21 protein-coding genes and 1 pseudogene are annotated in these 24,782 nt (G+C 62.7%); 8 read left to right on the plus strand and 14 right to left on the minus strand.

The window, feature by feature from the left end; all coding sequences use genetic code 11:
- Positions 1-9: 9 nt before the first annotated feature.
- Positions 10-1,506: a UbiD family decarboxylase gene (locus B0G69_RS33590; RefSeq protein WP_121324447.1), complete on the minus strand. Its 1,497-nt coding sequence runs from the start codon at positions 1,504-1,506 to the stop codon at positions 10-12.
- 345 nt (positions 1,507-1,851) lie between these two features.
- Between B0G69_RS33590 and B0G69_RS33595 the strand changes: the two genes are divergently transcribed.
- Positions 1,852-2,802: a LysR family transcriptional regulator gene (locus B0G69_RS33595; protein WP_121324448.1), complete on the plus strand. Its 951-nt coding sequence runs from the start codon at positions 1,852-1,854 to the stop codon at positions 2,800-2,802.
- A gap of 311 nt (positions 2,803-3,113) precedes the next feature.
- On the opposite strand, the gene B0G69_RS33600 is transcribed toward B0G69_RS33595, so the two are convergent.
- From B0G69_RS33600 to B0G69_RS33635, 8 genes are all read right to left on the minus strand, one after another.
- Positions 3,114-3,956: an IclR family transcriptional regulator gene (locus B0G69_RS33600; protein WP_121324449.1), complete on the minus strand. Its 843-nt coding sequence runs from the start codon at positions 3,954-3,956 to the stop codon at positions 3,114-3,116.
- Between the two features lie 67 nt (positions 3,957-4,023).
- A complete protein-coding gene (locus tag B0G69_RS33605) occupies positions 4,024-5,565 on the minus strand; it encodes an AMP-binding protein (RefSeq protein ID WP_121324450.1) in 1,542 nt (513 codons plus the stop codon).
- A 25-nt stretch (positions 5,566-5,590) separates the two neighbouring features.
- On the minus strand, positions 5,591-7,372 hold the full coding sequence (locus B0G69_RS33610) for an ABC transporter permease subunit (RefSeq protein WP_121324451.1): 1,782 nt from the start codon (positions 7,370-7,372) through the stop codon (positions 5,591-5,593).
- Positions 7,373-7,381: 9 nt separating this feature from the next.
- On the minus strand, positions 7,382-8,443 hold the full coding sequence (locus B0G69_RS33615; RefSeq protein ID WP_121324452.1) for an ABC transporter ATP-binding protein: 1,062 nt from the start codon (positions 8,441-8,443) through the stop codon (positions 7,382-7,384).
- Between the two features lie 10 nt (positions 8,444-8,453).
- A complete protein-coding gene (locus B0G69_RS33620; RefSeq protein WP_121324453.1) occupies positions 8,454-9,515 on the minus strand; it encodes an ABC transporter substrate-binding protein in 1,062 nt (353 codons plus the stop codon).
- A gap of 54 nt (positions 9,516-9,569) precedes the next feature.
- On the minus strand, positions 9,570-10,331 hold the full coding sequence (locus tag B0G69_RS33625) for an enoyl-CoA hydratase/isomerase family protein (protein WP_121324454.1): 762 nt from the start codon (positions 10,329-10,331) through the stop codon (positions 9,570-9,572).
- 460 nt (positions 10,332-10,791) lie between these two features.
- Entirely contained in the window at positions 10,792-11,220 is a 429-nt protein-coding gene (locus B0G69_RS33630) for a YciI family protein (protein WP_121324455.1), read from the minus strand.
- Between the two features lie 361 nt (positions 11,221-11,581).
- A complete protein-coding gene (locus tag B0G69_RS33635; RefSeq protein WP_121324456.1) occupies positions 11,582-12,490 on the minus strand; it encodes a LysR substrate-binding domain-containing protein in 909 nt (302 codons plus the stop codon).
- Positions 12,491-12,613: 123 nt separating this feature from the next.
- Between B0G69_RS33635 and B0G69_RS33640 the strand changes: the two genes are divergently transcribed.
- On the plus strand, positions 12,614-13,633 hold the full coding sequence (locus B0G69_RS33640; protein ID WP_121324457.1) for an NAD(P)-dependent alcohol dehydrogenase: 1,020 nt from the start codon (positions 12,614-12,616) through the stop codon (positions 13,631-13,633).
- Between the two features lie 425 nt (positions 13,634-14,058).
- On the opposite strand, the gene B0G69_RS33645 is transcribed toward B0G69_RS33640, so the two are convergent.
- The 3 genes and pseudogenes from B0G69_RS33645 to B0G69_RS33655 form a co-directional block, all read right to left on the minus strand.
- Positions 14,059-14,991 (minus strand): MBL fold metallo-hydrolase, encoded by a 933-nt coding sequence (locus tag B0G69_RS33645; protein WP_121324458.1) that lies wholly within the window; start codon positions 14,989-14,991, stop codon positions 14,059-14,061.
- A 216-nt stretch (positions 14,992-15,207) separates the two neighbouring features.
- A pseudogene (locus B0G69_RS33650) lies at positions 15,208-15,291 on the minus strand (IS5/IS1182 family transposase); the annotation flags it as partial.
- Between the two features lie 29 nt (positions 15,292-15,320).
- Positions 15,321-16,205 (minus strand): LysR family transcriptional regulator, encoded by an 885-nt coding sequence (locus tag B0G69_RS33655; protein ID WP_121324459.1) that lies wholly within the window; start codon positions 16,203-16,205, stop codon positions 15,321-15,323.
- Positions 16,206-16,310: 105 nt separating this feature from the next.
- Between B0G69_RS33655 and B0G69_RS33660 the strand changes: the two genes are divergently transcribed.
- Positions 16,311-16,589, plus strand: a complete 279-nt coding sequence (locus B0G69_RS33660) for a hypothetical protein (protein ID WP_121324460.1) — start codon at positions 16,311-16,313, stop codon at positions 16,587-16,589.
- 34 nt (positions 16,590-16,623) lie between these two features.
- Here the strand turns inward: B0G69_RS33660 and B0G69_RS33665 are convergent, their stop codons facing one another.
- Together B0G69_RS33665 and B0G69_RS33670 are read right to left on the minus strand one after the other, a co-directional pair.
- A complete protein-coding gene (locus B0G69_RS33665; protein ID WP_241991604.1) occupies positions 16,624-17,538 on the minus strand; it encodes a glyoxalase/bleomycin resistance/dioxygenase family protein in 915 nt (304 codons plus the stop codon).
- Positions 17,539-17,730: 192 nt separating this feature from the next.
- A complete protein-coding gene (locus B0G69_RS33670; protein ID WP_121324461.1) occupies positions 17,731-17,928 on the minus strand; it encodes a hypothetical protein in 198 nt (65 codons plus the stop codon).
- Positions 17,929-18,309: 381 nt separating this feature from the next.
- Between B0G69_RS33670 and B0G69_RS33675 the strand changes: the two genes are divergently transcribed.
- From B0G69_RS33675 to B0G69_RS33695, 5 genes are all read left to right on the plus strand, one after another.
- Positions 18,310-18,501 carry a hypothetical protein gene (locus B0G69_RS33675; RefSeq protein ID WP_121324462.1) on the plus strand — a complete coding sequence of 64 codons (192 nt, stop codon included), beginning with the start codon at positions 18,310-18,312 and terminating at the stop codon, positions 18,499-18,501.
- A gap of 356 nt (positions 18,502-18,857) precedes the next feature.
- A complete protein-coding gene (locus B0G69_RS33680) occupies positions 18,858-22,037 on the plus strand; it encodes an EAL domain-containing protein (RefSeq protein WP_121324463.1) in 3,180 nt (1,059 codons plus the stop codon).
- On the plus strand, positions 22,034-22,357 hold the full coding sequence (locus tag B0G69_RS33685; protein ID WP_199731453.1) for a hypothetical protein: 324 nt from the start codon (positions 22,034-22,036) through the stop codon (positions 22,355-22,357). The genes B0G69_RS33680 and B0G69_RS33685 overlap by 4 nt, the downstream gene beginning before the upstream one ends.
- 391 nt (positions 22,358-22,748) lie before the next feature.
- Positions 22,749-24,161 (plus strand): FAD-dependent oxidoreductase, encoded by a 1,413-nt coding sequence (locus tag B0G69_RS33690; protein ID WP_158609025.1) that lies wholly within the window; start codon positions 22,749-22,751, stop codon positions 24,159-24,161.
- Positions 24,052-24,777 (plus strand): sugar transferase, encoded by a 726-nt coding sequence (locus B0G69_RS33695; protein ID WP_241991605.1) that lies wholly within the window; start codon positions 24,052-24,054, stop codon positions 24,775-24,777. Before B0G69_RS33690 ends, B0G69_RS33695 begins: the two co-directional genes overlap by 110 nt.
- Positions 24,778-24,782 lie beyond the last annotated feature (5 nt).

A 24,782-nucleotide genomic window follows, 5' to 3' on the forward strand; every position in this document is an offset into this window, starting at 1 on the left:
GTGCCTCGCTCAGACCGCGTCGCGCAGCTGGCCGCTGTGCAGGTAGGCATCGAACGCCGCGTTGCTCGTGGCGACGAGCCGGTCGAGATCCACGGTGTCCTGCCCTGGAATCCGCACGCGTGTGAATACATGTGCTGGATAGACGATCGGGCGCGTCGCGTCGAGACCCATCTTGGCGCTGACGCCTTGCATGTGCGGCGCCGCATCCTCGGGCTGGCCGACGGTCGTCGACGGATCGAGCGGCGAGCCCTGTGCGCCGGCCACTATCACGAGATCCCGATCCGCCTGGAAGCGTGTCGCGATCGCCCATTCGATTTCGGCGGGATCGTGCACGTCCACGTCGGTATCGACGACAATCACCTGCTTGATGTCGTAGTGCGCGCCGAACGCGCACAAAATCACGTTTTTCGCTTCGCCTTCGCGCTTCTTGTCGAACTGGACCCACAGGTGATACCGGCACACGCCACCCACCGACAACTCTACGTCCTTCACGCCCGGATGGCCGCGCTGCAGATGCGCCAGCAACGTCGCTTCGCGCGGAATGGCGCCGAGCAGCAGATGCTCCATTTCAGCCGGAACAATCGTGTGATAGATGGGCTGTTCGCGGTGTGTGACCGCCGTCACCTCGATCACCTCACGCGCTTCGCGCGCGCTGTAGTACTTCGGGAATTCGCCGAACGGACCTTCGGGCTCGCGTACCTTGGGCAGGATGCGGCCCTCGATCACGATTTCCGAAAATGCGGGTACACGCACGTCGTTCGTCACGCATTTCACGACGGGCAGCGGCGCGCCGTGCAAGGCACCGGCGATCTCCAGTTCGTCGTGGTCGATCGGGGTAATGGCCTGCGACGCCAGCATCGTCAACGGGTCGACGCCGATCGCGATCGCCACGTCGAGCGCCTCGCCCGCCGCTTCCGCGGCCTGATAGAACGCCAGCAGATGACGCGGCAGCATCAGGATCGCCATGCGGTCCGGGGCGTGCACCTGAATGCGGTTGATCGACACATTCTGGATGCCGGTCCGCGGATTACGCGCAATCACGAGTCCCGCCGTGATGTAGGGACCGTTGTCGTGCTCGCTGTGTGTCGGGATCGGCAGCAATGCGTGCAGATCGATGCCCTGCGTGCGGACGACCTGCTGGCACGCGGCCTCTTCGCGTGGCAGTTCGTGCCAGGCAACAGGATGCGCGGCCGCATCGCGAAAGCGTTCGAGCAGCGCGGCCTCGGGCACGCCCATCGCTTCGGCGATCCACGCGCGCTTCGACATGAAGCCGCTCACCACCGGAATGGCGTGGCCGCCGGGTTTGAGAAAGATGGCGGCCTGTTCGCCGTCGAGCCGTTTGGCGACTGCCGCGAGTTCGTGTTCGAGTGAAACCGGCTGATCGATCGTCGCGACGCGGCCCGTTGCCGACAGGCGTTCAAGCCAGTGGCGCAGCGTCGGCGCGGTGCTCTGCGGCGCCCATGAGGATTGAGGTGTGCCGCTGCCTGCGGCATCGCGTGAGTTCATTTCTGTCTCCATCGTGCTTGCTGCCGGGCGCCGGAACGAGACTGTCGGGTGGACATGCAGCAAGTTGGAATGAAGCGTAGCGAGAACGGGCTATAACTTCTAATATTGTTTTTTGATGTTTTTCATCATTAGTTTTGATATCAGTGTTAGCCCCGATGACGCCCTTCGTGCACTCGGCTATCAATAGGCAACGCGTTACGGCAATGATTTTTGTCAGCTAATCGGACAGTTACGCGGTGTGCCTTTTCTACCGGCTTTCGTGAGTCACCTGATGCACCGCGCAGCGGATATTAACTTTGCTGATGCAACCCGCGGCGCTCCTGCTGGACGTCAAATGGACCTCTCATGGACCTGAAGCAGATCCAGTATTTCATCGCACTGTTCGAGGACGGCTCCGTGACGCGCGCCGCCAAGCGCCTGAACATCGTGCAGCCGGCACTCAGCATGCAGATCGCGAAGCTCGAGGAAGAACTGCATCAGCAACTGTTCGACCGCGGCGCGCACGGCATGGCGCCCACCGCCGCCGGACGTCTGATGTACCGCCTCTTTTTGCCGATCGTCCGCGATCTCGCGCATGCGCGTCAGCAAATGGTTCAGCGCGACGAGATCGTGACGGGCCACGTATCGATCGGGCTGATCGCATCGGTGACGGAAAGCGTGCTGGCTGATTCGCTGTCGCGCTTTCACGCGCGCTATCCACATGTCGAAGTCACCATCGCCGACGGCTACACCGCGACCTTCATCGACTGGGTGTCGGGCGGCCAGCTCGACGCCGCGCTGATCAACAAGCCGCGCTCGCGCCTGTCGCTCGACTCGCAGCCGCTCCTCGATGAAGAGATGGTGCTCGTCACCAGCGCCGAACACGGCCTCGAACTGCCGCATGCGATCGAACTCGCTCAATTGCCCGAACTCGAACTCGTGCTGCCCACCAAGCGTCACGGCCTGCGCGGCGTGCTCGATACGGCCGCGCAGCATGAGGATGTGCTGCTTGCGCCGCGCTTCGAAATCGATGTGTTGAGTACGATCGTAAAGCTCGTCGAAAGCACCCACTTCGCGACGATCCTGCCGCGCATCGCGGTTGAACGCGCAGTGCGTCAAGGGGCGCTGCGCGCCTATCCGATTCTCGCGCCGCGCATCGTCCGCCATATCGTGCGCATCAGTCATCCGCGGCGGCCATTGAGCGCTGCTGCTGAAGCGCTGATCAACATCATCGCCCACGAATTACATGAAGTGTCGAGCGCATCGGCGCCCTGTGCCACGCATGATCAAGGGACGACCTCAAGAATTCATCCATGATCAATTTCCGTCCTGTAAGCAGGGCGTCAAGAGATGAGCGGATAAGTTAGACGAACCTTGTATTGCCAATCTGCGATCGCACCGGAAGCGCAATCGGGTCTCGCGTGGCCGTCGTCGACGTTCGTGGAAGCGGGGCCTTCACTGTCATCATGCGGCGGCCCCAGTCAATCGCCGCGCCGCGCGCCTTCGCCGGATCGTGTTTCCTGCCGCCGCTGCGCATACATGGGCGGGTCGAGTTCAACGTCCGCCGTCGCGCTCGCGTCGAGCGGTCGACTGCCTCGTCGCTAGCCCGTGGCCTCACCCGAACAGTGCTATTCCACGCGACGCCGCGTCGAAATCGCCGATGCGGTGGAAATGACCAGATCGGCGAAGCGCTGCTCGTCGCGGTCGGCGTGCCAGCGCGATCTCGCCACCGCAATGTTCACGGCGCCAACACCCCGCCCGTGCGCATTAGTGATAGCCGCCGCCGTCGAAATGTCGCTCACGAAATACTCGTCCTCGGTGTGGGCATACCCTTGCTTGCGAATCTGCGCGATGCGGTCCTTGATCTTGCGCGGCTGATAAACGGTCGACGATGTGTAAGGCACGAGATTCGTACGCGACAGAATATCGTCAATCTCTCCATCGGGAAGCGTCGCGAGTATCGCGAGTCCAGGCGCAGTGCAGTACGCGGGCAGGCGCGAGCCCGTAATCACATGGGCGTTGAACACATTGCGGCTGACGATCCGCAATACGAATACGATGTCCGTATTGTCCAGCACCGTGAGATTGGTGGCTTCCTCCGTCTCCGAGCCCAGTTGCTGAAGATACGGCGTCGCGCGGCTCACGAGTTCGTTGGATGTCAGGTAATGGTAAGTGAAGTCCAGCAGCCTCGGCGACAGTTCGTACTTGCGGCTGTCGGGATCCTTGAAAAGATAGCCCAGCGCGGCGAGCGTGAAGGTGAAGCGCTGCGTTGCGCTCATGTCGAAGCCGGTGAGCGACGATATCTCCGACAAGGACAGCTGACGCTTGCTGCCGTCGAAGGCGGTGAGCACTTTCATCGCCTTTTCGACGGACTGCACGTACAGCGACGAGGTACTCGGATCCGCCGCCTCGACTTGCGGCTTCGTTGCTACACTCTTGCGCGTACGCGGGACTTTGGGCGCTTCGATCATCACATGTTCATCTTTAGGATCATTGCTGAATTATCGCATAGCCCTAAAGTCTTATCGATATCCGATATCAAACCTGCGCCTTGACCATGCGATCCCACGCGTCGTCCACACTGCGCGGCAGCAGATGCTTCTTGATCCGCTCGCTGGCCGTCAGTTCGAAGCTCGCCACCGCACGGTAGTAACGCGGCAACTGGAAACTTGCGAGCCGCTCGCGCGCCCACGCATGCATGATCTCCCACTCCACCGGTTCCTCCTTGAACTGCACGTTAAGAAGGATGTCCTGCTCGCCGATCGGTGACGCCACGCCGATCGCAGCACTCGCGCGCACCGCCGGATGCTCCGCGAAAATCCGCTCGATCTCCCACGCCGACACATTCTCGCCGCGCACGCGCATGCTATCCGTCTGCCGGCCGATGAAGAAAAGGTCGCCGTCGGCATCGCGCCGCGCGCGATCGCCCGTGTGCAGTTTGCCGTTACGCAGCGCAGCCTGGGTCGCCTCGTCATTCTTGAGGTAGGTCGGCAGAAACGTGCCATTCACCTTGCTCGAGAGTACGATCTCGCCCGCCTCGCCCTCTTGCACGGGCTGGCCGTTTTCGTCGAGCAGTTCGACCTCGATCCACGGCAGCGCGCGACCGATCGACCCCGGCTTGCCCGTGGCATTCGCAGTCGCAAAGCTCGAGCATTCGGTCATGCCGTAGCACTCGCGCAAGCGCACCTTGAGGCGCTCCTGCACGGGCGCCCATGCGCAGGCGCTGACGCCCGCGCCCCACGCGACGCGCAGCGTGTGCGCCTCGGGTTGTGCATCCAACGGCAGTTGCATGAGGATATCGAGCACGCCGCCGAGATAGTGAAGTTGCGTGGCACCCGCGCGCTCGACCTGAGACCAGAACTGCGAGGCCGAAAAGCGCGGCACCGCGTGCAAGGTCACCGCCTCTAGGAACGGCAGCATCAGCATCTGCGCGCCGCCGATATGGCACAGCGGCTCCCACAGGAAGAGCCGGTCGCCTGCGCGCACATCGGCGACGCGCAGCGCGGCTTCGCTCGCGATGCGCATCATCCGGTGCGTGAAAACGACACCCTTCGGCGCGCCCGTCGTGCCGGACGTGTAGATGACGCACAGCGGATCGTGCACGCCGATCTCCGGGCTCGTGAATGCAGCAGCCGGTTCCTGTGCATCGAACGCGGGCAGATGCACGCGTCGAGTCTTCCCGCAATCGATCGCCGCAGTCAGGGCGTCGAATTCGTCCTCGATGACGAGCAGTTTCGGCTCGGCGTGCTGCAGCAGATATTCGAGGCCCGCCCCGCGCAGCTTCGTGTTCACCGGTACCCAGACCAGTCCGCTTAGCATGAGCGCATAGATCAGGTGAACGTGACCCGCGCCGTTGCCGAGCATGACGGCGACGCGGTCGCCCTGCACGAGTCCTTCGTCCGCGAACCAGCGCTGCAGCTGGGCGACATGCCGCGCAATGTCGTCGCAGGTGATCGCCTGATCGTCGAAGTGCGCGACGGTACGCGCCTGCTCGCGGCGCAATCCGGCAGCGAGCAGGGGCACGCAGTCGAGTTCGTCGTCTGGGTGGCGGTGAGCGAAATATTTCGAGTAGCGATGCATAGTGATATCGATTGAAAAGCGGAATTCAGCGCGCGCGGCGCTTGAGCCAGGATGAAACCGCCACGACCAGCGCGATCAGAATGACCAGCGTGGTCGACACGGCCGCGAGCGTCGGCGTGATCGCCAGCTGGATGTCGTCCCACATCTGCTTCGGCAGCGTCGAATTGATGCCACCGCTCACGAAGATCGCGATGGTGAGATCGTCGAAGGAAACGAGGAAGGCGAACAGAAATGCCGCGCTCACGCTCGCCATGAGCAGGGGCAGCACAATCGACGTGATGCGTCGCAACGGCGATGCCCCCATCACGCGGGCCGCATCGTCCAGCCGCCAGTCGAAGCGCTGGAACCCCGCCGCGAGCGTGACGACCACATAGGGGATCGCAAGCACTGTATGTCCGATCACGAGGCCGAGATTGGTACCCGTGAGTCCCAGTCGGCCGAACAGATACAGGAGGCCCACCGCGACCACGATGCGCGGCACGATCAGCGGCGCGACCAGCAGCGCGAACACGGGCTTGCTCGCGCGGCTCGGCATGCGCGTCATCGCGAGCGTCGCGCCGAAGCCGAGCAGCAGGGACAGCAGCGCAGTGCCCAGACCCACTTCGAACGACCGGATGATCGCGCTGCGCCATACGGGTGAATCCATGAAGGTGCCGAACCATCGCGTGCTGAAAAACTTCGGCGGAAACGCGATGTAGTCGCTCGTCGTGAACGCATAGGGAATCACCGAGAGCACCGGCGCCACGAGCACGATCATGATGATGCACGTGTAGAGTCCGAGTGGGCTCGCGGCGCGCGCGGTCGTGTCCGCGTGCGCTTTGCGGCGCATCACGAATGGCGCGAAAACCCGGCCCGCCGTTATCAGCAGCGCGAGCCTGACGCCCTGTGCGCGGGAGCCGCGCGAACGCTCCGTCACCTCGCCCGTCAACGATGTCAGCCCGACCATGCGGTCATAGACGAAAAAGATGACGACCGAGCAGATCAAAAGCACCGTCGAAAGCGCGCCGGCGAAACGCATGTCGAAGAGTTCGAGCACGGACGAGATCACGAGTTGCGCGATCATCGTTTCCTTCGGTGAGCCGAGCAGCGCCGGCACGATGAAGAAACCGAGGCTCGAGATGAACACGAGCAGCCCCGCCGCCGCCACGCCGGGCGACGAAAGCGGCAGGAACACCGTGAAGAAACTCATGCTGCGTTCCGCGCCGAGCGTTTCCGCCGCCTGCGCGAGGCGCTCGTCGATGCCGCGCATCACGGGAAGCATCGTCATGACCGCGAGCGGCAGCATCGAATGCACCATGCCGATGAGCACGCCCGTCAGCGACGGGATCGTGCCGCTCGTCTCACGCACGAGGCCGAGCGAGAGCGCGATGGTGGACAGCACGCCGGTTTTGGACAGCAGCAGCATCCACGCGTAAGTCTTGACGAGATAGCTGGTCCAGAAAGGCAGCATGACCCACAGCAGCCAGCGTTCGCGCACGCGCTCCGGGAGCCGGCTCAGCATGTATGCGACCGGATAGCCGAGCACAATGGACAGCGCCGCCGTCAGGAACGAGATGGCGAAGGTGATCCACAGCACCTTCGCGTAGACGGGCGTGCGCGCAATGCGCTCGAACTGCGCAAAGCCGATCTGGCCGTCGGCGCCGACGAGACCGCCTTGCAGGATTTCTCCGACCGGCACGATGAAAAACACCAGCAGGAACAGCAGCGTGGGCACGATCGGCAAAAAGCGCAGGCAGCGCGCGAGCACGATGGACCGGCCGCGCCGCGCAGTTGCGTTCTCGCGCTGCGCATGTAGAGCGATGGTCATGACGATTCCTCAGGCATGTAACAGCGTCGTGCGGTGCGGGTCCCACGTCAGGCCGACCCGGTCGCCGACGCGCGGCGTCACGCTGCGCTCGCAGCGCACGGTCAGCTCCGTGCCGTCGCTCATGGCGAGCTGTACGCGCGTGTCGCTGCCGAAGAACACGACATCCGAGATCGTGCCGGCGACAAAGCCGCTACGCGGTTCGACGAGGCGCGGCGCTTCGGGGCGCAGGAGCAAGGTGTGACGCGCAGCGGGCGCACCCGCTGCGCTCATCGGCAATGGAATGCGGCCGCCCGCCGCGAGCAGGATCGGCTCGCCGCCCGCGCCGCGCGCCGCGTCGAGTTCGCCTTCGAGCAGGTTCGAGTGCCCGATGAAAGCCGCGGCGAAACGTGTGGCCGGACGATCATAGAGATCGGACGGCGTGCCCACCTGCTCGATGCGCGCCTGGTTCATCAGGCAGATGCGGTCGGACAGCGTGAGTGCTTCGTCCTGATCGTGCGTCACGTAGACGAAGGTCGCGCCGAGTTCCTTGTGCAGGCGTCGAATCTCGGCCTGCATGTGTTCGCGCAGTTTCTTGTCGAGCGCGCCGAGCGGCTCGTCGAGCAGAATCACCGAAGGCCGGTAGGCAAAGCAGCGCGCAAGCGCGATGCGCTGCTGCTGCCCGCCGGACAATTCCTTCGGATAGCGCTTTGCGTATTCGCTCATGCGCACCATAGCGAGCGCGTCGTCCACCGCGGCGCGCACGTCTTCGCGCGACCTGCGTCGCATGCGCAAACCGTATGCGACGTTGTCCCACACGCTCATGTGCGGGAACAGCGCATAACTTTGAAACACCATGCCGATGCCGCGCTTGCCCGGTTCGACGTGCGTGACGTCGTGTCCGTCGATCTCGATGCGCCCCGCGCTCGGCGCGACGAGCCCGGAGATCATTTGCAACAAGGTTGTTTTGCCGGAACCCGAGGGACCGAGCAGCGTCAGGAATTCGCCCGCCTGCACGGCGAGATCCGTCGGTTCCAGCGCGAGCGCATCGCCATAGCGCTTGGCAATGCCGATCGCTTCGAGTTTCGAGCTCATCGTGGCGTCCTCAGGAAATGATCCAGGAATTGAACCGCTCGGTGACCTTCTGGCGGTTGGCCTCCCACCATTGCGGGCTGGGCAGCCTCATGTCCTCGATGTTCTCCGGCGCGGTCGGCAGCAGCGCCGCACGTTCCTTGCTGATGGTCTCGAAGGACTTCCTGTTGGTCGGGCCGTAGGCCAGCGTGCGCGTGAGCGCGGCCTGACGCTTCGCGTCGGCGCAGAAACGTACGAACTGCCTCGCGGCATCGGCGCGGGGCGTGCCCTTCGGGATGGCCCAGCCCTCGATCGAATAAAGGCCCTGCTTCCAGACGATCGTCACCGGCGCACCGTTGTCTTTCGCGGCTTGCGCGCGGCCGTTCCACGTCGAGATCATGTCGACGTCGCCGCTCTGGATCGCCTGCATCGCCTGCGCGCCAGACGTCCACCAGATATTGATGTGCGGCTTGATCTTGTCCAGACTCTTGAACGCGCGGTCCACGTCGAGCGGATAGAGCTTGTCGAGCGGCACGCCGTCCGCGAGCAACGCCTGTTCGAGCGTGTCGAGCGGACTGCGGCGCAGGCAGCGGCGGCCGGGAAATTTCTTCACGTCCCAGAAGTCCGCCCACGACTTCGGGCCGTTGTCCTTGAACTTGTCCGCGCGATACGCCAGCACAGTCGAATACACGTCGACGCCGAGCCAGTTCGGTGTGATCGCCTCGGGCATGATGTCCGGGAAGTCGCTCGTCTTCAGGCCGATCGGCTCCAGCAGACCTGTTGCTTCGAGGTACGGAATGTCCGCCGACAGCGTCAGCGTGGTGACGTCCCACACGTAGTTCTTCGTTTGCACCATCGCCGCGAATTGCGCGACCGGCTGCGATTCGCGCGCGACGCTGACGACCTTGATGCCCGTCGTTTTCTCGAACGGATCGTAAAACGCTTCGCGATACGCAGTCGTGTACGGGCCGCCCGGGTCCGATACGACGATCTGCCTGGACTGAGCGCGCACGGCAAGCGGCATCGAGCCGGCCACTGCGAGCGCGCCCGCGCCTTGCAGAATGCGCCGGCGCGTCGGGTTGAAGTCTTGCGTCATGATTCAGGTCTCCCGCACTGGGGTTGAGAAGAAGCGGCCCGACTTCAGCCCGCTTTATTTCGCGCGCTTTTCGAAGAACTCTTCCATCATGCGAGCGGGCTCGCCGGAGTCGTACGCCTCGCGCTGGATTCGCTCACCCGCCTCGATACAGTCCGCGAACCCCGGCTCGGTCATCTCGCGGAAACGCTGCTTGTCCAGTCGCATGGCGACGGGCGGCTTGGCGGCGAGTTCGGTGGCGATTTCCAGCGCTTTCTCGAAGACCTTGTCCTGCTCGACGATGTGATGAATCAATCCGATGCGATAACACTCGTCGGCATCCATCAGACGGCCGGTGAGCGTGAGCTCGATGGTGCGCGACATGCCGAGCATCGAATTCATGATCCATGGGCCGGTCGTGCTGGCGATGCCCGCATTGATTTCCGGCTGACCCATGCGCACGCCCGGGTGACCCACGCGGATGTCGCCCAGCAAGGCGACCTGGAACGCCGAACCCGCGGCCGTGCCGTTGAGCGCCATCACGAGCGGCTTGCTCAGGCCGCGCAGCGTTGCGTAGTAGCGCTGCCACTCCTTGACCCACGCCACCGCGCGCGCGCCGTCGAAGTCGTGCGCCTCCGCCAGATCCTGCCCCGCCGAGAATGCGCGATCGCCCGCGCCCGTCATGATGATCGCAGCGACAGCGTCGTCGGCATTGAAGCGTTCGAGCGCCGCGATGATCGCTTCGCGCATTGGCGTGGTCCACGCGTTCAGGCGCTCGGGGCGATTCAGCGTGATTACCGCAACGCTGCCGTGATTCGAAAACAGAACGTCGTCACTCATAATTTATCGCATCGTAATAGTTAATGGTGAAATGCAATATAGATCCATCAAAAATAAGGTGCAAGCGGGTTTACGCGGAAAAGTGCAACTCAGTGAAGAAAGACGCACGCGAGCGAAGCGAACGCGTCGTGGGTCAAGGTAAAGATCGTGGGGAAGCGAGCGTGCGAACGCATCGGGCCGGGAGTGTCCCGATGCATTCGCTACGAGGTCAGAATCGGGAACGGCGTCGGGCGTGCCGGCTTAGGGGAATGGCGGTTCCTGACCGTACAGAGCCACACGCTGACCGACTCGGGACAACCCACATGGGACAGCCGAATCAGCCGATAGCGGACGCTCAATCGGGTGGTCATTCACTACCTCATGAGGCTTCCTGCACGGTGTCAGGAAGCCTGCCTCAGATCTCAAATAGCCAACTTTGGGGTGCCTGCGCGTACCCTGCAGAGTGATGCAGTGAAAACTTTCAGCGCGCCTGCCCGTCGATCTGCTGCCGCAGACGCTTTTCTTGCTCTTGAAGCTCGGGTGTAAAGGCCTCGCCAAAGTCCGCAGGCTCAAAAAAAGGCCGAATCTCGATCTCTGAATCACTTACCATCGGATTCGGACAGCGCTTTGCCCATTCAATCGCTTCGTCCATCGATTGAACTTGCCAGAGCCAGTACCCGGCGATCAATTCCTTGACTTCTGCAAATGGGCCGTCAACGACGGTTCGGTCCTTTCCTGAAAACCTCACGCGCGCGCCTGCCGAACTGGGCTTCAGCCCGTCGCCGCCTTGCATGATCCCAGCCTTCACCAGTTCCTCGTTATATTTGCCCATCGCCGCGATGAGTTCCATGCTTGGCATTTGCCCAGCTTCGGATTCGGGAGTTGCCTTGATGATGACCATTACACGCATTTGTGTTTCTCCTTTGAAGACAGTGCTGTTCGAAGGCAAAGGCGCCTCCTGTGTCTACGACGAATGATCGTGGGAGAAATCGACACGCGCAAGACACGACTTCGCACTTTTCAGAATGCTGCGAATGTAGTCATGCACTGCCCGCCACCAAATGGCCCCACGCGACGATACACTTCTCTTCGAGTTAAAAGGCGTCCACCTATCGCAAGGACTAACGGAATTTCCTCGGTCAACGATCCAGGGGTAGATGCCGAATGACCGTTCGTGGCTGCGGATTCAACCGGTCGATGTTTAACGGAGAAATTAACGCCGGCTCGATTTTCTGGAAATGAATGCGCACGCATCTTGCGTCCACGGCCGCTCAGACCCGGGCGAGCACTCGTGGTATCTCGTCTACCAGCGCGTCGACTGCAACGCGTACCTTCGAGGGCAGATGTCGGGATTGCGGGCGCACGAGGTGAACCTCGGCGCCCTGCACACTGTTGCTATCCATCACGAGCGATAGCCGGCCGTCGCGCAGATAGGGCGCCATGAGCCAGCATGGTAACCAGGCAAGGCCTGCACCCGCAGCCGCTGCGTCGGCGATGGCCTGGAGATCGTCATAACGCAGGCGCGCGGACAGTCGGCACTCCTGCACCTCGCCGTCTGCGCCGAGCACGCGCCATGGTGTGCTCTGTCCACCGCGCCCGTAAGCGATGCCGACGTGCGAGCCGAGTTCGGCGAGGCCCGACGGCCGCCCGTGTCGATCGAGCCAGGCCGGAGACGCGCAAATGCCCATCCGCTGCACGCCGAGCCGGCGCCCGACAAGCGTTGCATGGTCCGGCAGCGCTCCAATGCGCACCGCGATATCGAAGCCGTCCTCGACCAGATCCGAAACGCGATCGCTGAACGACATCTCGACGTCAAGCAACGGATGGCGCTCGACCAGCTTCAGCATCACGGGTGCGACGCACTGCCTGCCGAACAGCACCGGCGCGGTGATGCGTAGCCGCCCGGACGGATCGCGGCGGCCCGCCTCCAGCGCCGCCTCGGCCGCGACGAGTTCGGCCATCACGCGGCGGCACTGCTCATAGTACGCATGTCCTTCGTCGGTCAGGCTCAGATGGCGGCTGGTGCGCTGCAGCAGTCTCACCCCGAGACGCTGCTCGAGCCTCGCGACAATCTTCGCGATCGCCGAGCGCGTGACACCAAGGCGTTCGCCCGCTGCGGCGAAGCTGCCGGCATCCACCACATCCACAAATTCCGCAATGCCTCTTAGCCGATCGTCCATCGTGCGAGCTCCGAATACCCCGTCTTCTGTTTCCTCTCAGGCGACGATAAGTCGTCGAAATCTCGTCAATGCGACCTTTCCGGCAACACTAACATAGGTGCTTCTACCCGATGAGGAGTTGCTATGAAAGCATGGAAACTGAAACCCGGTGCCGGAATCTCCGGCCTGAAGCGCAGCGACGCCACCATCCGATCGCCGGGGCCGACCGAGGTCGTTGTCAGGGTTCACGCGGCGTCGCTGAACTATCGGGACCTGATGTACGCCCGCGGAGACTATCTCGGCATCGGCGATGCGCCGCTGGTCCCGCTGTGCGATGGGGCGGGCGAAGTCGTCGAGACCGGCCGCGACGTGAGCCGCTTCAAACCGGGCGATCGCGTGGTCAACACATATTTCCCGCGTTGGATCGACGGCGCTCCGGCGCCGTGGAAAGTCGACGGTTCGCCAGGCGCCACAGTCGACGGCGTGCTGGCCGAGCGGTTCCTGGTCGACGAAACGGCTCTTGCGATGATCCCGGCACACCTGGGTTATGAAGAAGCCTCCACGTTGTCGTGCGTCGGCGTCACCGCATGGAACGCGCTATTCGCGGACGGCGGCACGAAACCCGGTTCCACGGTGGTGCTGCTCGGCACAGGCGGCGTGTCGATCTTCGCGCTGCAGCTGGCGCGGGCGGCGGGTCTGCGCACGATCATCACGTCATCGAGCGATGAGAAACTGGAACGTGCGCAGAAACTCGGCGCCGATGAGACGATCAACTACCGCGCCACGCCGGAATGGCAGAACGAGGTTCTCCGGCTGACCGATGGGGTAGGCGCGGATATTGTGCTGGAGGTCGGTGAGCGGGACACACTGCCACGCTCGGTGGCCGCGACGAAAATGGGCGGCCTCGTGTCGATCATCGGTGGTGTGAGCAGCTTTAGCGCGCCGGAGCTTGGACTCCTTCCGGTGATCGGCGGCATCAAGCGACTGCATGGAATCATGGTGGGCAGCCGCTCGATGCTCGACGAGGTTGTCAGGCTCGTCTCCACGCATCAAATCCGGCCGGTGGTCGATCACGTCTTTGGCTTTGACGACGCGCCCGCCGCGTACAAGTATCTTGAGTCGGGTCAGCACTTCGGTAAGGTAGTGGTCCGGATCGACGCATGAAACCTGTGCGGGTGAGGGTTCGACGATGTCTGGATACGCGGGCGTGAGGCCTGGGGATATCGTCGAACCGCGCGTACGGCAGTGATCGACCCGTTTCGGCTATTGGAGGTTGCAGCAGTCGAATGTCCGGCCGTTGAAGCGATTCGGATTTCTGGATCCTCACGGTCGCAAAAAGACATTGACGGGTGACACAGCCAGCGAGGGCCCTTCTGGGCTCCAGCAATCACACGCTTTGCGCATGGCCCGCAAAACTGCTCCGCCGATGGGGCGCGTCCGGAATCCCTCGCTGGTAATGTGGCCGCTGCCGCAGTGCGGGCAAGTGATCATCTGCAAAAAACCACCGCGAGTCTTGTGAACACGTGGTGGATTTCTGACAATCGTCAGTGCAATCTATACGACGACGATACTTCATAGCCGATCATCAATCAGTAGTCCCACGTAACCGGCACGAAACGAAAGCCTTCACCGTTCTTTGCAATGTGGCCTACAGACGGGAATGCGACATGCGCCGCAGCCAGCAGAGCGCCAGTTTCAGCGGCTTCGTTGAGCAGCGCGATACGCACGTTCGCAGCGACTTCGGGGTCGTGCTCGAAGCCATTTTGCCATTCGGGATTGTCGAAGTTGACTTCGAAAATCGCGTCGCCCACGAACGTCAGCTTCTCGCCGTTTGATGCGACGTCCACGACGCAGTGCCCCGGCGTGTGCCCACCCGTCACGCGCGCAGACACGCCCGCTGCAACTTCCACGGTCTGATCGAACTGCACGATGTTTTCGCTGTAGAGTTTTACGAACTTTGCAGCAGCCTGGCGGAGCGCGGGAGGAACCGTTTCCGGCATCACCGTCCTGCTGAAGTCCGGATTCTTCCAGAACTCCACCTCCGCGGCCGCTACGTGAATGCGCACGTCCGGGCGCAGCTTGCCCTTGACGCCATCAACGTTCAGCCCCCCGACGTGATCCATGTGCATATGCGTAACCACGATATCGGTGATCGCAGCCAGGTCGATGCCAGCCGCTTCCAGGCGCATCACCGACCGACCGGCGCGCGTGAAGTATTCAAATCCATCGCCCACGCCCGAGTCGATGAGGATCAGGCGTTCGCCGCTGCGCACGAGCGCGATATTCAGCGCCCAGTCGAACACGTCTCGTTGCAGGAAACGACCATCGAACCATTCGTTGCGGTCCGCTTCGCTCACGTTAGTGGACATGGTAGAGGTCGGCAGCGGCAGAACGCCATCGCTGATCACCACGACGTCGACGTCACCCACGCGCACGGCGTAGCGGGAAGGCACGAGTTCGCCTGAACCTTCTTTGCCAAGGGTGGCGGTGACCGGCTGCACATTGCGGGTTGTTTCACTCATGATCAATAGTCCTGTGAATTAAGTGGGTAAGCCGCCCTGGCGGCGCGGATCTCGAGCACGACCGTGAATTTCGCGCGCTTTCTTTTTGCTCGCGTTTCGACCGACCGTGTGGCTGATTCTAGTCAGCGGGGGCGAACGCCAGTAGCGTTTCGAATGTGTCCAGCATGTTGTCCGAACGGCAACAATCGTCGACGGACGGGCAATGAGAGGCAACGCGAAGGCTCCGTGAATGCCGGCACGGCGCTCGAAACGAATACGAAGGCGCCGGAAGTGATGCAGCGACGCATGCCTGCGTTCCACGCACGAACCGACACACCAGATGACGATTTCTAGACCACTCGCAAATCCCACAAGACATCGAGCACGTGTTGCGTAGAACTCTCGATGCGCCCCGCTCGATGCGCGATGCCGAGCCGACGCCACAGCGCCGGTCGAAGCGGGCGCATGACAATGCGCGGATCGTGCGATGGAGTTGTTGCCTCATGAGGCAACAACGCTGCGCCGTAGCCCGCCGCGACCAGACTTCTAATGGCGTCGTTGTAGTTGAGCTGAATGCGCGGCACAGGATGATGCCCCCCTGCTACGAACCATTCGGTGCTCAGGTGCGAAAGCCGTGTAGTCGAGTCATTGAGAACGAGAGGCTTACTGGCCAGCCACCTGGGAGTGACGCGGGCCGGGCATTTCCACTGGGCAGGCATGAAGGCCATGACCGGATCCCGGCGCCAGGGCTTGATGACAAGGCCCGCCATCGTGGGTTGAGGCAACGCTACCAGTCCAATATCCAATGCCCCTTCCGCGAGGCGGCCAAGCGTGTCCTGCGACGTCAGCACCGAAATCTGGACATCGATCGCGGGATGCTGCCGCCCCAATGCTTCGAGAGCCCGCGGCAGGAGGTTGGCTATTGCGCCCGTCGACGCGCCAAGCCGTACGCGGCCCTCAAGCCCCTGTACTTGCCGTCGAACATCGTCCAGCGCGCGCCCCGCGTCGGCGAGGAGGTGCCGCGCCTTTGTCAGAAGGGTCTCCCCGATCGCTGTGGGGTGAACGTGTCCGCGCTTGCGTGACAGCAGAGGCGCACCAATGCGCTCCTCCAGTTCCTGAATGTGAAGGCTGACAGTTGGCGCTGCCAGGTGCAGGACACGTGCGGCCTCCGCAAAGGAACGATGGTCTGCGATCGTCACCAACGTGCGCAGGCGGTCCAGACTAATCTCTCGCATGGCAGTACCAGATTAGGAATAACTGAACGTAAGTTTCAGGAAATTCAACTTTTCATATTTTATCCCTCGAACCAAGATTGGCGTTATCCGTTCAGGAGGATAGAAATGACTGGTATCAAGGAGAGCAGGAAGGGTGATGAAGGTGGGCACCTATCGGCTTGCGATGTGGAGACGCAACAATGGGTAGCTGCGCTGACGCTCACCGGTTTATTGATGACCATTCTGGTCCTCGCCGGCCTGTCTGTCGTGACGGCTTCCCGTCACGTTAATCAGGTGTGTTTCCAGACGAAAATGAACGACGGGCACACCCTCCTGGAAGCCTCGTTCCAGACGCCACCGGAGCAGGACGCAATCGTGGAGGCGATGCGCGCCTGTTCACTTTGACGTAGCTGACTATTTATCGGGGCCGGCTTACCCGTCAGACCACCCCGCCATAGGCCTCCCCCCCCATTCCATAGTTACGGTTGGTCACATCCGGATTCCGGTTCACCAATGGCCTCGCGTACAGCGGATGACGCAAGCTCCGCACTTCGTGTTCAAGCGTGAAGCACGGCGTACCTCTCACAGGATCGACAAGCTCGGCGAAGCGATATTGGTGAGCCTCCTCGCCATAACTCAACCCGCGCGCGGCGAGCCGCTCGTAAGGTCCGGAAAAATTGGCCACATAGATCTGGATGTGATGTCCATCGTATTCCTCGCTTGCCGATGGCGTTTCCGCATAGACGAGTTGTTGATGCCTGCCGACCGCGACCGCCGCTTGCAGCGAACCGTTACGCTCGCGTACCTCGGCAGACGCATCGAATATCTCGTGATAGAACGCAGCGATCGACGCCGCGCCACCGACGGGCACGTCGAGTTGTACATACGCGATGCCAAGCTCGATGCCCGCCCACGGGTCGCTCGCCGCGCACGCATCGGAATCGAGGCAGTCGTAACGATTCCCCCACGGACAGATCACTTCCACGCGATCGTCCCGCTCGGTCCATCCGAATCGGGTCTGCGCGAGGAGAGGCCGAACGGCGCGCAGCCGCTCGATGAGCGCCGCGCGCCTGCCCACGATCAGCCCGACATGCCCGCGAAGGCGCTGCGCGTCGCCGTGCGGCAGGTGAATCTGCGAACGGCCGACGTTGATCCACATGTTGGTCACGCCCGTCATCAGAAACGGGTCGCGCGTCAGACCGAGTGCACTGACATAGAACGCGGTCGCGAGACGCTGGTCCGGGATCGTGAGGTTGACGTGTTCCAGCAGCACAAGATTGCCGATGTCTTCACGTGCGTAGTTCGAACGCTCCATCTGTTTGCCCTCGAAGGATTGACGCGGTAGATCAAACATACACCACTCGGGCGGCGTTCATGACATCCTTCCCACGACGCGCCCCTCGGGCAACTCGATGCGTTTGATATCGCAGAGAATGAAGATGTATGAGGCCGCGCCCAGTATGGCCACCGCACCGATGAACATGAGTCAGCCGTCGTTGATGGAGACACGAACGTCAGGAATTCGCGACCAGTGAAGTATGCCCCGTTACCCGCCACGTTCGACAAAGCGCAACCGCTCGCGCAGGTACTCAACAAACGCGTGAACCTTCGGCGAAGGAACCCGCTCACGCGGGAAAAGCGCCGACGGCACGGTTGAAGGCGATGTCCCCGCGGGCGTCACTTTGATGATTGCGGCGCCCTGTGCGGACGGAATCGTCGCGAGCACGCCGATCGACGTGACCACGGCTGCGAGATGCTTCAGGACACTCTCCTCGGTGACGGTCGGCTGGATGCTGCGCTAGGGTTGCAGCGAGCCACCATCGCAGTCATGTCCGGGGCTTCCGACTGGAAGCTGAATCCAAGCCTTCGGCGAGACTACTGTGCGAGCGACGGCGTGACTAGGTGCCGGAATCTGGATACGCTTATGAAGCGGATTCACGAAGGCCGCAGTACCGGCTGCGGCAGATCGACGAACGTTCGATCGGGTGCCTCGTCGCGACTGCTGAAGCGCAGTCCCGGAGCGCCGATGCTGAGATCGAGTCAGAATATCAGGGGACCGCCAGCTAACCGGGGACCAGATCTTGCTGGCGATATCCATGTCCCGGCTCATGAAAGGGAGAGCGTCATGATCAGGCTACTCAGCATCCTGGCTTTCGCGTTCGGTGTTGCGGGCTGCGTCGCTGCGCAGCCGCCCTATTACGGATACGGCGACCCGCCGGGATACTATGCGCCCCGGCCCAGTGTCGGCGTCGGGATCGGTGTGGGCAGCTTCGGCGGCTCCGGTTTCGGAGGCGTCGGAGTCGGGCTCGGTTTCTAGAGCGCGGTGACACGCATGGGGCGCGCGGTGGCGACTTCCATGCGAGCGCTCATAGCATTCAACCCGCCCTACCTCAAGTAACAGCCCGATATGTACGGTCTGCCAACCAGCTCGTGCAAACACATCTACAGAAAGCCCTCAGAGAAAACCCGCACCATCTTGTTGCGTTTTCAGCACCTTCCCGGGGCGTTTTAAGCGAAAGCTAAAGAACTTCTCAAACTGGTCGATAGCATGATCAGGGGCTTCTCCCCCGACGGACCTGACCGAGGTCCGACGTTCCCAGCACGGAGAAACGCAGTGAAACGTCTGGCTTATCGCCTCCGGGACGCAAGGTCCGCGATCACGCGATCACACCCATGAAACGCAACCTGTTCTTCCGGTTTCTCGGACGCCTTCGCGTCGGCCGCAAATTGCTGCTGATCTATCTGCTCGACCTGAGCGCAGTGCTGTACATCAGCGGCATCCTGATCCACGAGAAGTACATCGCGATCGACTTCTCTGACAAGGAGTTGATCGGCAATGCCTACGTCGCGGCCGTGCACGACGCGTTTATCGACTTCGCACTCGCGGGGGCCGGGCAACCGCAGACTGCGGCTCAATTACAGCGCACTGCCAGCAAACTCGCGGATGCCGAGCGCCGCTTCGGCGCGAATATGCAGAGCGCCGCGCTCAATGAACGGGTGCTCGAAGCACTCGTAGCCAGCTCGGCACCCCGTGCGAGTGCAGCGACGGTGGACAGCGGCCTGGAGGCGACGCGTGCACTGGTGACGCGCGTCGGGAACCAGTCGAATCTGATTCTGGATCCGGACCTCGACAGCTACTACTCCATGTCGCTGTCGATTCTGCGTTATCCGGAGCTGCTCGCCGACGTCAACCGGATTGGCCGCCACCTGCACGATGCCGACGCGAGTCGTCGCGCCGCACCGATGAGCCGCGACGAGATGCGGACCCGCTACCTCGTGCTGGAGGGACAACTCGACGCGGTATTGCAGGGGCTGCGCTCGGACTATTCGGAAGCCGCGGCCGCGAACGGCGCACTGAGCGGGACGATCGGACCGCCGATCGCACGCATGCTCGCGGCGGTCGACGCTTATCGCAGTGTGGCTGGCGCCGCTGTCGACGCCGGCCCCGATGCGGCCAGGCTCGCCGCGCTCGATGCCGCCCAGCAGCGCGTGGTGACGAGCATCAGCGACGCGTGGAGCGTGACCGGCAATCAGCTCGAAATACTTTTGCATGAGCGCGTGCGCGGCCTCTTCGAGCGGATGTGGCTGCACCTTGGAACCGCCCTCTTCCTGCTGTGCGCGATCCTGAGCATGGTGTACTTCGTCGCGCAGCAGATCTCGCGGCCCCTGCGCCAGCTCGCGCGTGTGATGGACACCGTGCGCCGCACCGGCGACCACTCTCTGCGCGCCAACTGGCATAGCCAGGACGAGATCGGCCAGCTCGTGCAGGGCTTTAACGACATGCTCGCGCAACTCGACCGCGAGCGTGACGCGCAGAAGGAGCTCGCGGCGACAGCCCGCGCGTCGGCCGCGCAGTATGCGCTCGTCGAGGCGACCCCCGTGCCGATGGTCGTCACGGCAATCCCGGGACATGAGGTACTGCACGCGAACAGACCGGCGCTTGCCTGGCTCAATGGCTGCACGGTAGACCCATGGGGATTCGGGCTCGACTCGGAAGTGCGCGCACGCTTCTTCCAGCAACTCTCCGACCGCGAGGCCGTGGACGAATTCGAGGTGCGCTGGAAGGCCGGCAGCGAACCGACCTGGGCGATGCTGTCGGCGCGGCGCCTCGACTTCCAGGGGCGCGACGCCGTGTTGACCGCGTTCACCCCGATCAACCAGATCAAGCTGATGGAGCAGCGCCTCGAGTTGTGGGGCAAGGTGTTCGAGGCATCATCCGAGGCGATTCTGATTCTGGATGCGCAGCGGCGGCTCGTGACCGCCAACGCATCGTTCTATCGTGCGACCGGATATCGCGCCGACGACGTGGCGGGCAAGGAGCCCGCTTTCCTTTTCGGCGCGCAGGAGCAAGGCGACATCTTTCCGGCCATCGTCGATTCCGTCGATCGACTCAGCGCATGGCATGGCGAAGCGCATGTGCGGCGCCGTGCAGGCAGCGATTATCCGGCATGGCTCATGGTGAGCGCGGTGCGCGACCGGCGCGCGAACCTCTCCCACTATATCTGCACGTTGATCGATATCACGGACCGCAAGAAGAGCGAGGCCCGCATCCAGTTCCTCGCCGAACACGACGTGCTGACCGAACTGCCGAACCGCGAGCTCTTCGTGCGGCGCCTCGGCGTGGTGCTCGATAGCGCGCGCCGCACGGGGCAGCGTGTCGCGGTACTGTTCATCGATCTCGACCGCTTCAAGAACATCAACGATTCGCTGGGCCATCACATCGGCGACAACCTCCTGCGCTCGGTCTCACGACGCCTCTTGCAAGCCGTGCGCAGCAACGACACGGTGAGCCGTCTCGGCGGAGACGAGTTCACGGTGATCCTGAATGGCGTGAGCAATGCGGCGGACGCCAGCCGAACGATCGAGGACCGCCTGCTGCCGCTCGTGCGTCAGCCGCACGAACTAGGCGGCGTCGCGTTGCCGGTGTCGTGCAGTGTCGGCGTGGCGCTGTTCCCCGACGATGGCGAGGATATCGAAACGCTGATGCAGAACGCCGACGCGGCGATGTATCAAGCGAAGGGCGCGGGACGCAACCTCGTCAAGTTCTTTGCGCCCGAGATGGCCGAACGCGCGCGCCACCGCCTGAGGCTCGAAGCGTGCCTGCGCACCGCGATCGCAACGCACGAGTTCAGGCTCGAATACCAGCCTTGCGTTGATGCGCTCACGGGCGAACTGGTCACGGTAGAAGGATTACTGCGGTGGAACAGCCCGCAGATCGGCACGGTGTCGCCCGCGCAGTTCATTCCGATTGCCGAAGACACACGGCTCATCATTCCACTCGGCGCCTGGGTCATCGACGAAGCATGCCGGCAGATCGCGGCATGGGACATGGAAGGGGCGATGCGCTTGCGCGTGTCGATCAATCTGTCGGCCGTCCAGCTGCGCGACCCGGACCTGCTCGAAACACTCGCACATAGTCTCGCATCGCATCGCGTCGCCCCCGAGCGGCTCGAACTGGAGATCACCGAGACAGTGCTCATGGATAGTGCGGAAGACTATCTCACGACCATCAACGCGATTCGCAAGCTCGGCGTGAAACTGTCCCTCGATGACTTCGGCATCGGTTACTCCAGCCTCAGCTATCTGAACCGCTTTCCGCTCGATCGGCTCAAGATCGATCGTGCGTTCGTACAGGACATGCTGGAGGCGCCGGCCGATCTCGCCATCATCCGGGCGATCATCGATCTGGGCCATGAGCTGGGTCTGCGGGTGGTCGCCGAAGGTGTCGAGAGCGAGCATCAGGCTCGCATCCTGCGGGACATCGGGTGCGATGAACTGCAGGGGTTTCTATTCTCGAAGGCGCTGTCGCCTGCTGATTTGTGGTCGTGGAGCAGCGCGAGGTTGGCGGCGTGAGCGTGCAACTTCAGACTCAAGTAGCGCGTAATACAACGTACATCACGCCGGGTCATAGCGGCATTCAAATCCAAGACGGCGATCAGCAGATGCTCATCTGGGGAGACGTTATTCATTCCACTCTGCTGCAACTGCGCTATCCGCACTGGAGTATCGGCTTTGACGTCAACCCGGCTCAAGCCGTCCAAACCCGTGAAGAGTGGCTGGCTCGACTCGCTACCGAGAACACGCTCGTAGCCGGCCCACATGTACCGGGGATAGGGAAAATTCGCAACTGCTGTCATGGCGGTTACAAACTGGATCTGACCAGGTATCTCTAGCCATTCCGATGTCCGCGCATCGAGCTGCTGCATGTGGACTTCCTGTTGCGCGATGCTGGAGGGCGCGCCGGGCGATAGGAAGGCAGCGCGCTTCGGCCGCCGCCGTTTCCCATGTGGCCTATTCGTCCTGAACCCATCGCGAGTGGCGTGTCAGTGTTCGCGATGCAGCGTCTGAGGCTAATTTCAAACTGAACGTCTGTATAATTGCGTCCTCATGTAGGCCCAGTCTCGCGGTCCATGCTGCCGTCTTTTTCTTGCACGGCAGTTCGTCACGTGCTCGACCAAGCCTCGCCGGCGAACTCGGTGCCGCAAATCGCTGCTTCCGTAGTCTCGCGATGCTTCCTCCGCCGGCCCGGCGCCAACCCGCTATGGGAGCGGCATGGAAAGACCATTGATCATCATCGCGGGTGCGGGGCCTTGCGGCATCGGCGCTGCCCTGACCCTCCGCCAGGAGTATCCGGCGACGCCCTTCATCCTCATCGACGAGCGCAACCAACCCGGCGGCAATGCCGCCTCGGCGATCACGCCGGAGGGCTTCCTGTTCGACTATGGTGGGCATGTCCTCTTCGTCCACGAGAAATGCGCGGCCTTCAGCGACACGCTTCGCTCCCTGGACATAGCGTGGCACGAGTCCATGCCGGTTCGCGGTGTCCACATGTTCGGGAAGCTCATCCCCACGCCCATCCAGCGCCACGTCCACCGCTTTCCCGCTGCCCATGCGCTGCCGATCTTCTCCGATCTGTTCCTGCATCGCCTCGGCAGCCGGATGGGCATGGTCCCACGTCCCGTCGCGGACGCTAGCGACAATTTCCAGAATCATCTTCACCGTTCCTTCGGCCGCGAGCTGACGCGCCGCATCATGGAGCCGCTCAACCGCAAAATGTGGACGCTCGAGCCCAGCGAGATGAGCAGCGAGTGGGTCCGTCAGCGCAGCGGATCGGCCTTGCATAATGTTCCGCAGGTGGGCTTTCGCCGCATGCTCAAGCATGCCATCCTCCGCACGGATGACCCGAGCTGGACCCAGAGCGATCGCGTGCCCTACCCCCGCGAGGGTGGCATGGGCACGATCTGGCAACGGGCGGTCGATAGGATCGGCGCGCAGCATGTCCTGCTCGGCCGCAGCATCGCGGCGATCGAGACGGGCAAGCGTCAGCTCCACCTCGTGGACGGCACGCAGTTCACATACACCGCCCTCGTCTCATCCATCCCGCTCGACACATTAGTCGAGCTTTGCGTCGATCGACCGGACGTCCAGCGCCTGGCAAAGCGCCTGCGCCGATCCTCCGCGATATTGCTCGGCTTCGGCATGCGTGGGGTGATTCCGGCCCGCTATCGCGGCGTCCATAGTTTTCAGTGTCCCGATGCCGCACTTCCTTTCTGGCGCGTGACCATCCCCTCGAATTTCTCGCCCGGTAACGTGCCGTCTGACGGCCCGCATTATTCGATTCTTTGCGAGACCAGCCGCGCGCCCGGCCTGGCAGCGGACATAGACGACAGGTTGCGCCATGATGTTCTGCAGGGGCTGCGCTCCATCGGCCTGATCGAGGACCAGCCCGTCATATCCACCTTCGAGAAGACGCTGGCCCACGGTTACCCGTTGCCCTTCCATGGCCGCGACGCGGCGCTGGCGGACATTCATGCGCACCTGGAACCGCTCGGCATTTTCAGCCGGGGGCGTTTCGGCGGCTGGCGGTATGAGGTGTCGAACATGGACCACGCCTATCTGCAGGGACTGGAAGTTGTCCGCCGCATCATGGCCGGTGTGCCCGAGACAACCTATTTCTCGCCGGAGCAGATCAATTAGGCCGCCCTGTCCCGAACGCCGCTGGTCATGGCGCGTCAAGCGCTGGCTCGACATTGCGGGCGCGGCGCTGCTTCTCGTGTGCCTCAGTCCCATCATCGTGCTCGCCATGAGCGCAATCCTGGTCAGCTCCGGCCGCCCAGTCCTGCATCTCGCCAAGCGCTGGGGAAGAAACGATCGGCAGTTCATCTGCTACAAGCTGCGGACCATGCGCCGGGACGGCGACGCGGTCCTGAAGGCGCACGGGCTGGCGACGCGCGGCGCGAACGGTGAGACCCTCACTTATGATCGCGATCCCCGCATTGGCCCCCTTGGCAGGCTGCTACGCCGGCTGAGCATTGACGAACTCCCTCAGCTCATCAACGTGCTGCGCGGCGACATGAGCCTGATCGGCCCGCGCGCGCTGGTGATTTCCATGTTGGCCGATCTGCCCGACATCCGGCATGCCCGCTCGGTCGTCCGCCCCGGTCTGACCGGCCTTTGGCAAGTGCGCGCGCGGCGCAAGAATGTCAGTGTGTTCGACATGATCGACGACGATCTGGAATATATCCGGACGTTCAGCCTGTGGCTGGACCTCCGGATCGCGTTGCTGACGATCAGCCGTATCGTCGGCCCCTGACGGGA

The sequence above is a fragment of the Paraburkholderia sp. RAU2J genome (assembly GCF_003634845.1).
Taxonomy (GTDB): domain Bacteria; phylum Pseudomonadota; class Gammaproteobacteria; order Burkholderiales; family Burkholderiaceae; genus Paraburkholderia; species Paraburkholderia fynbosensis.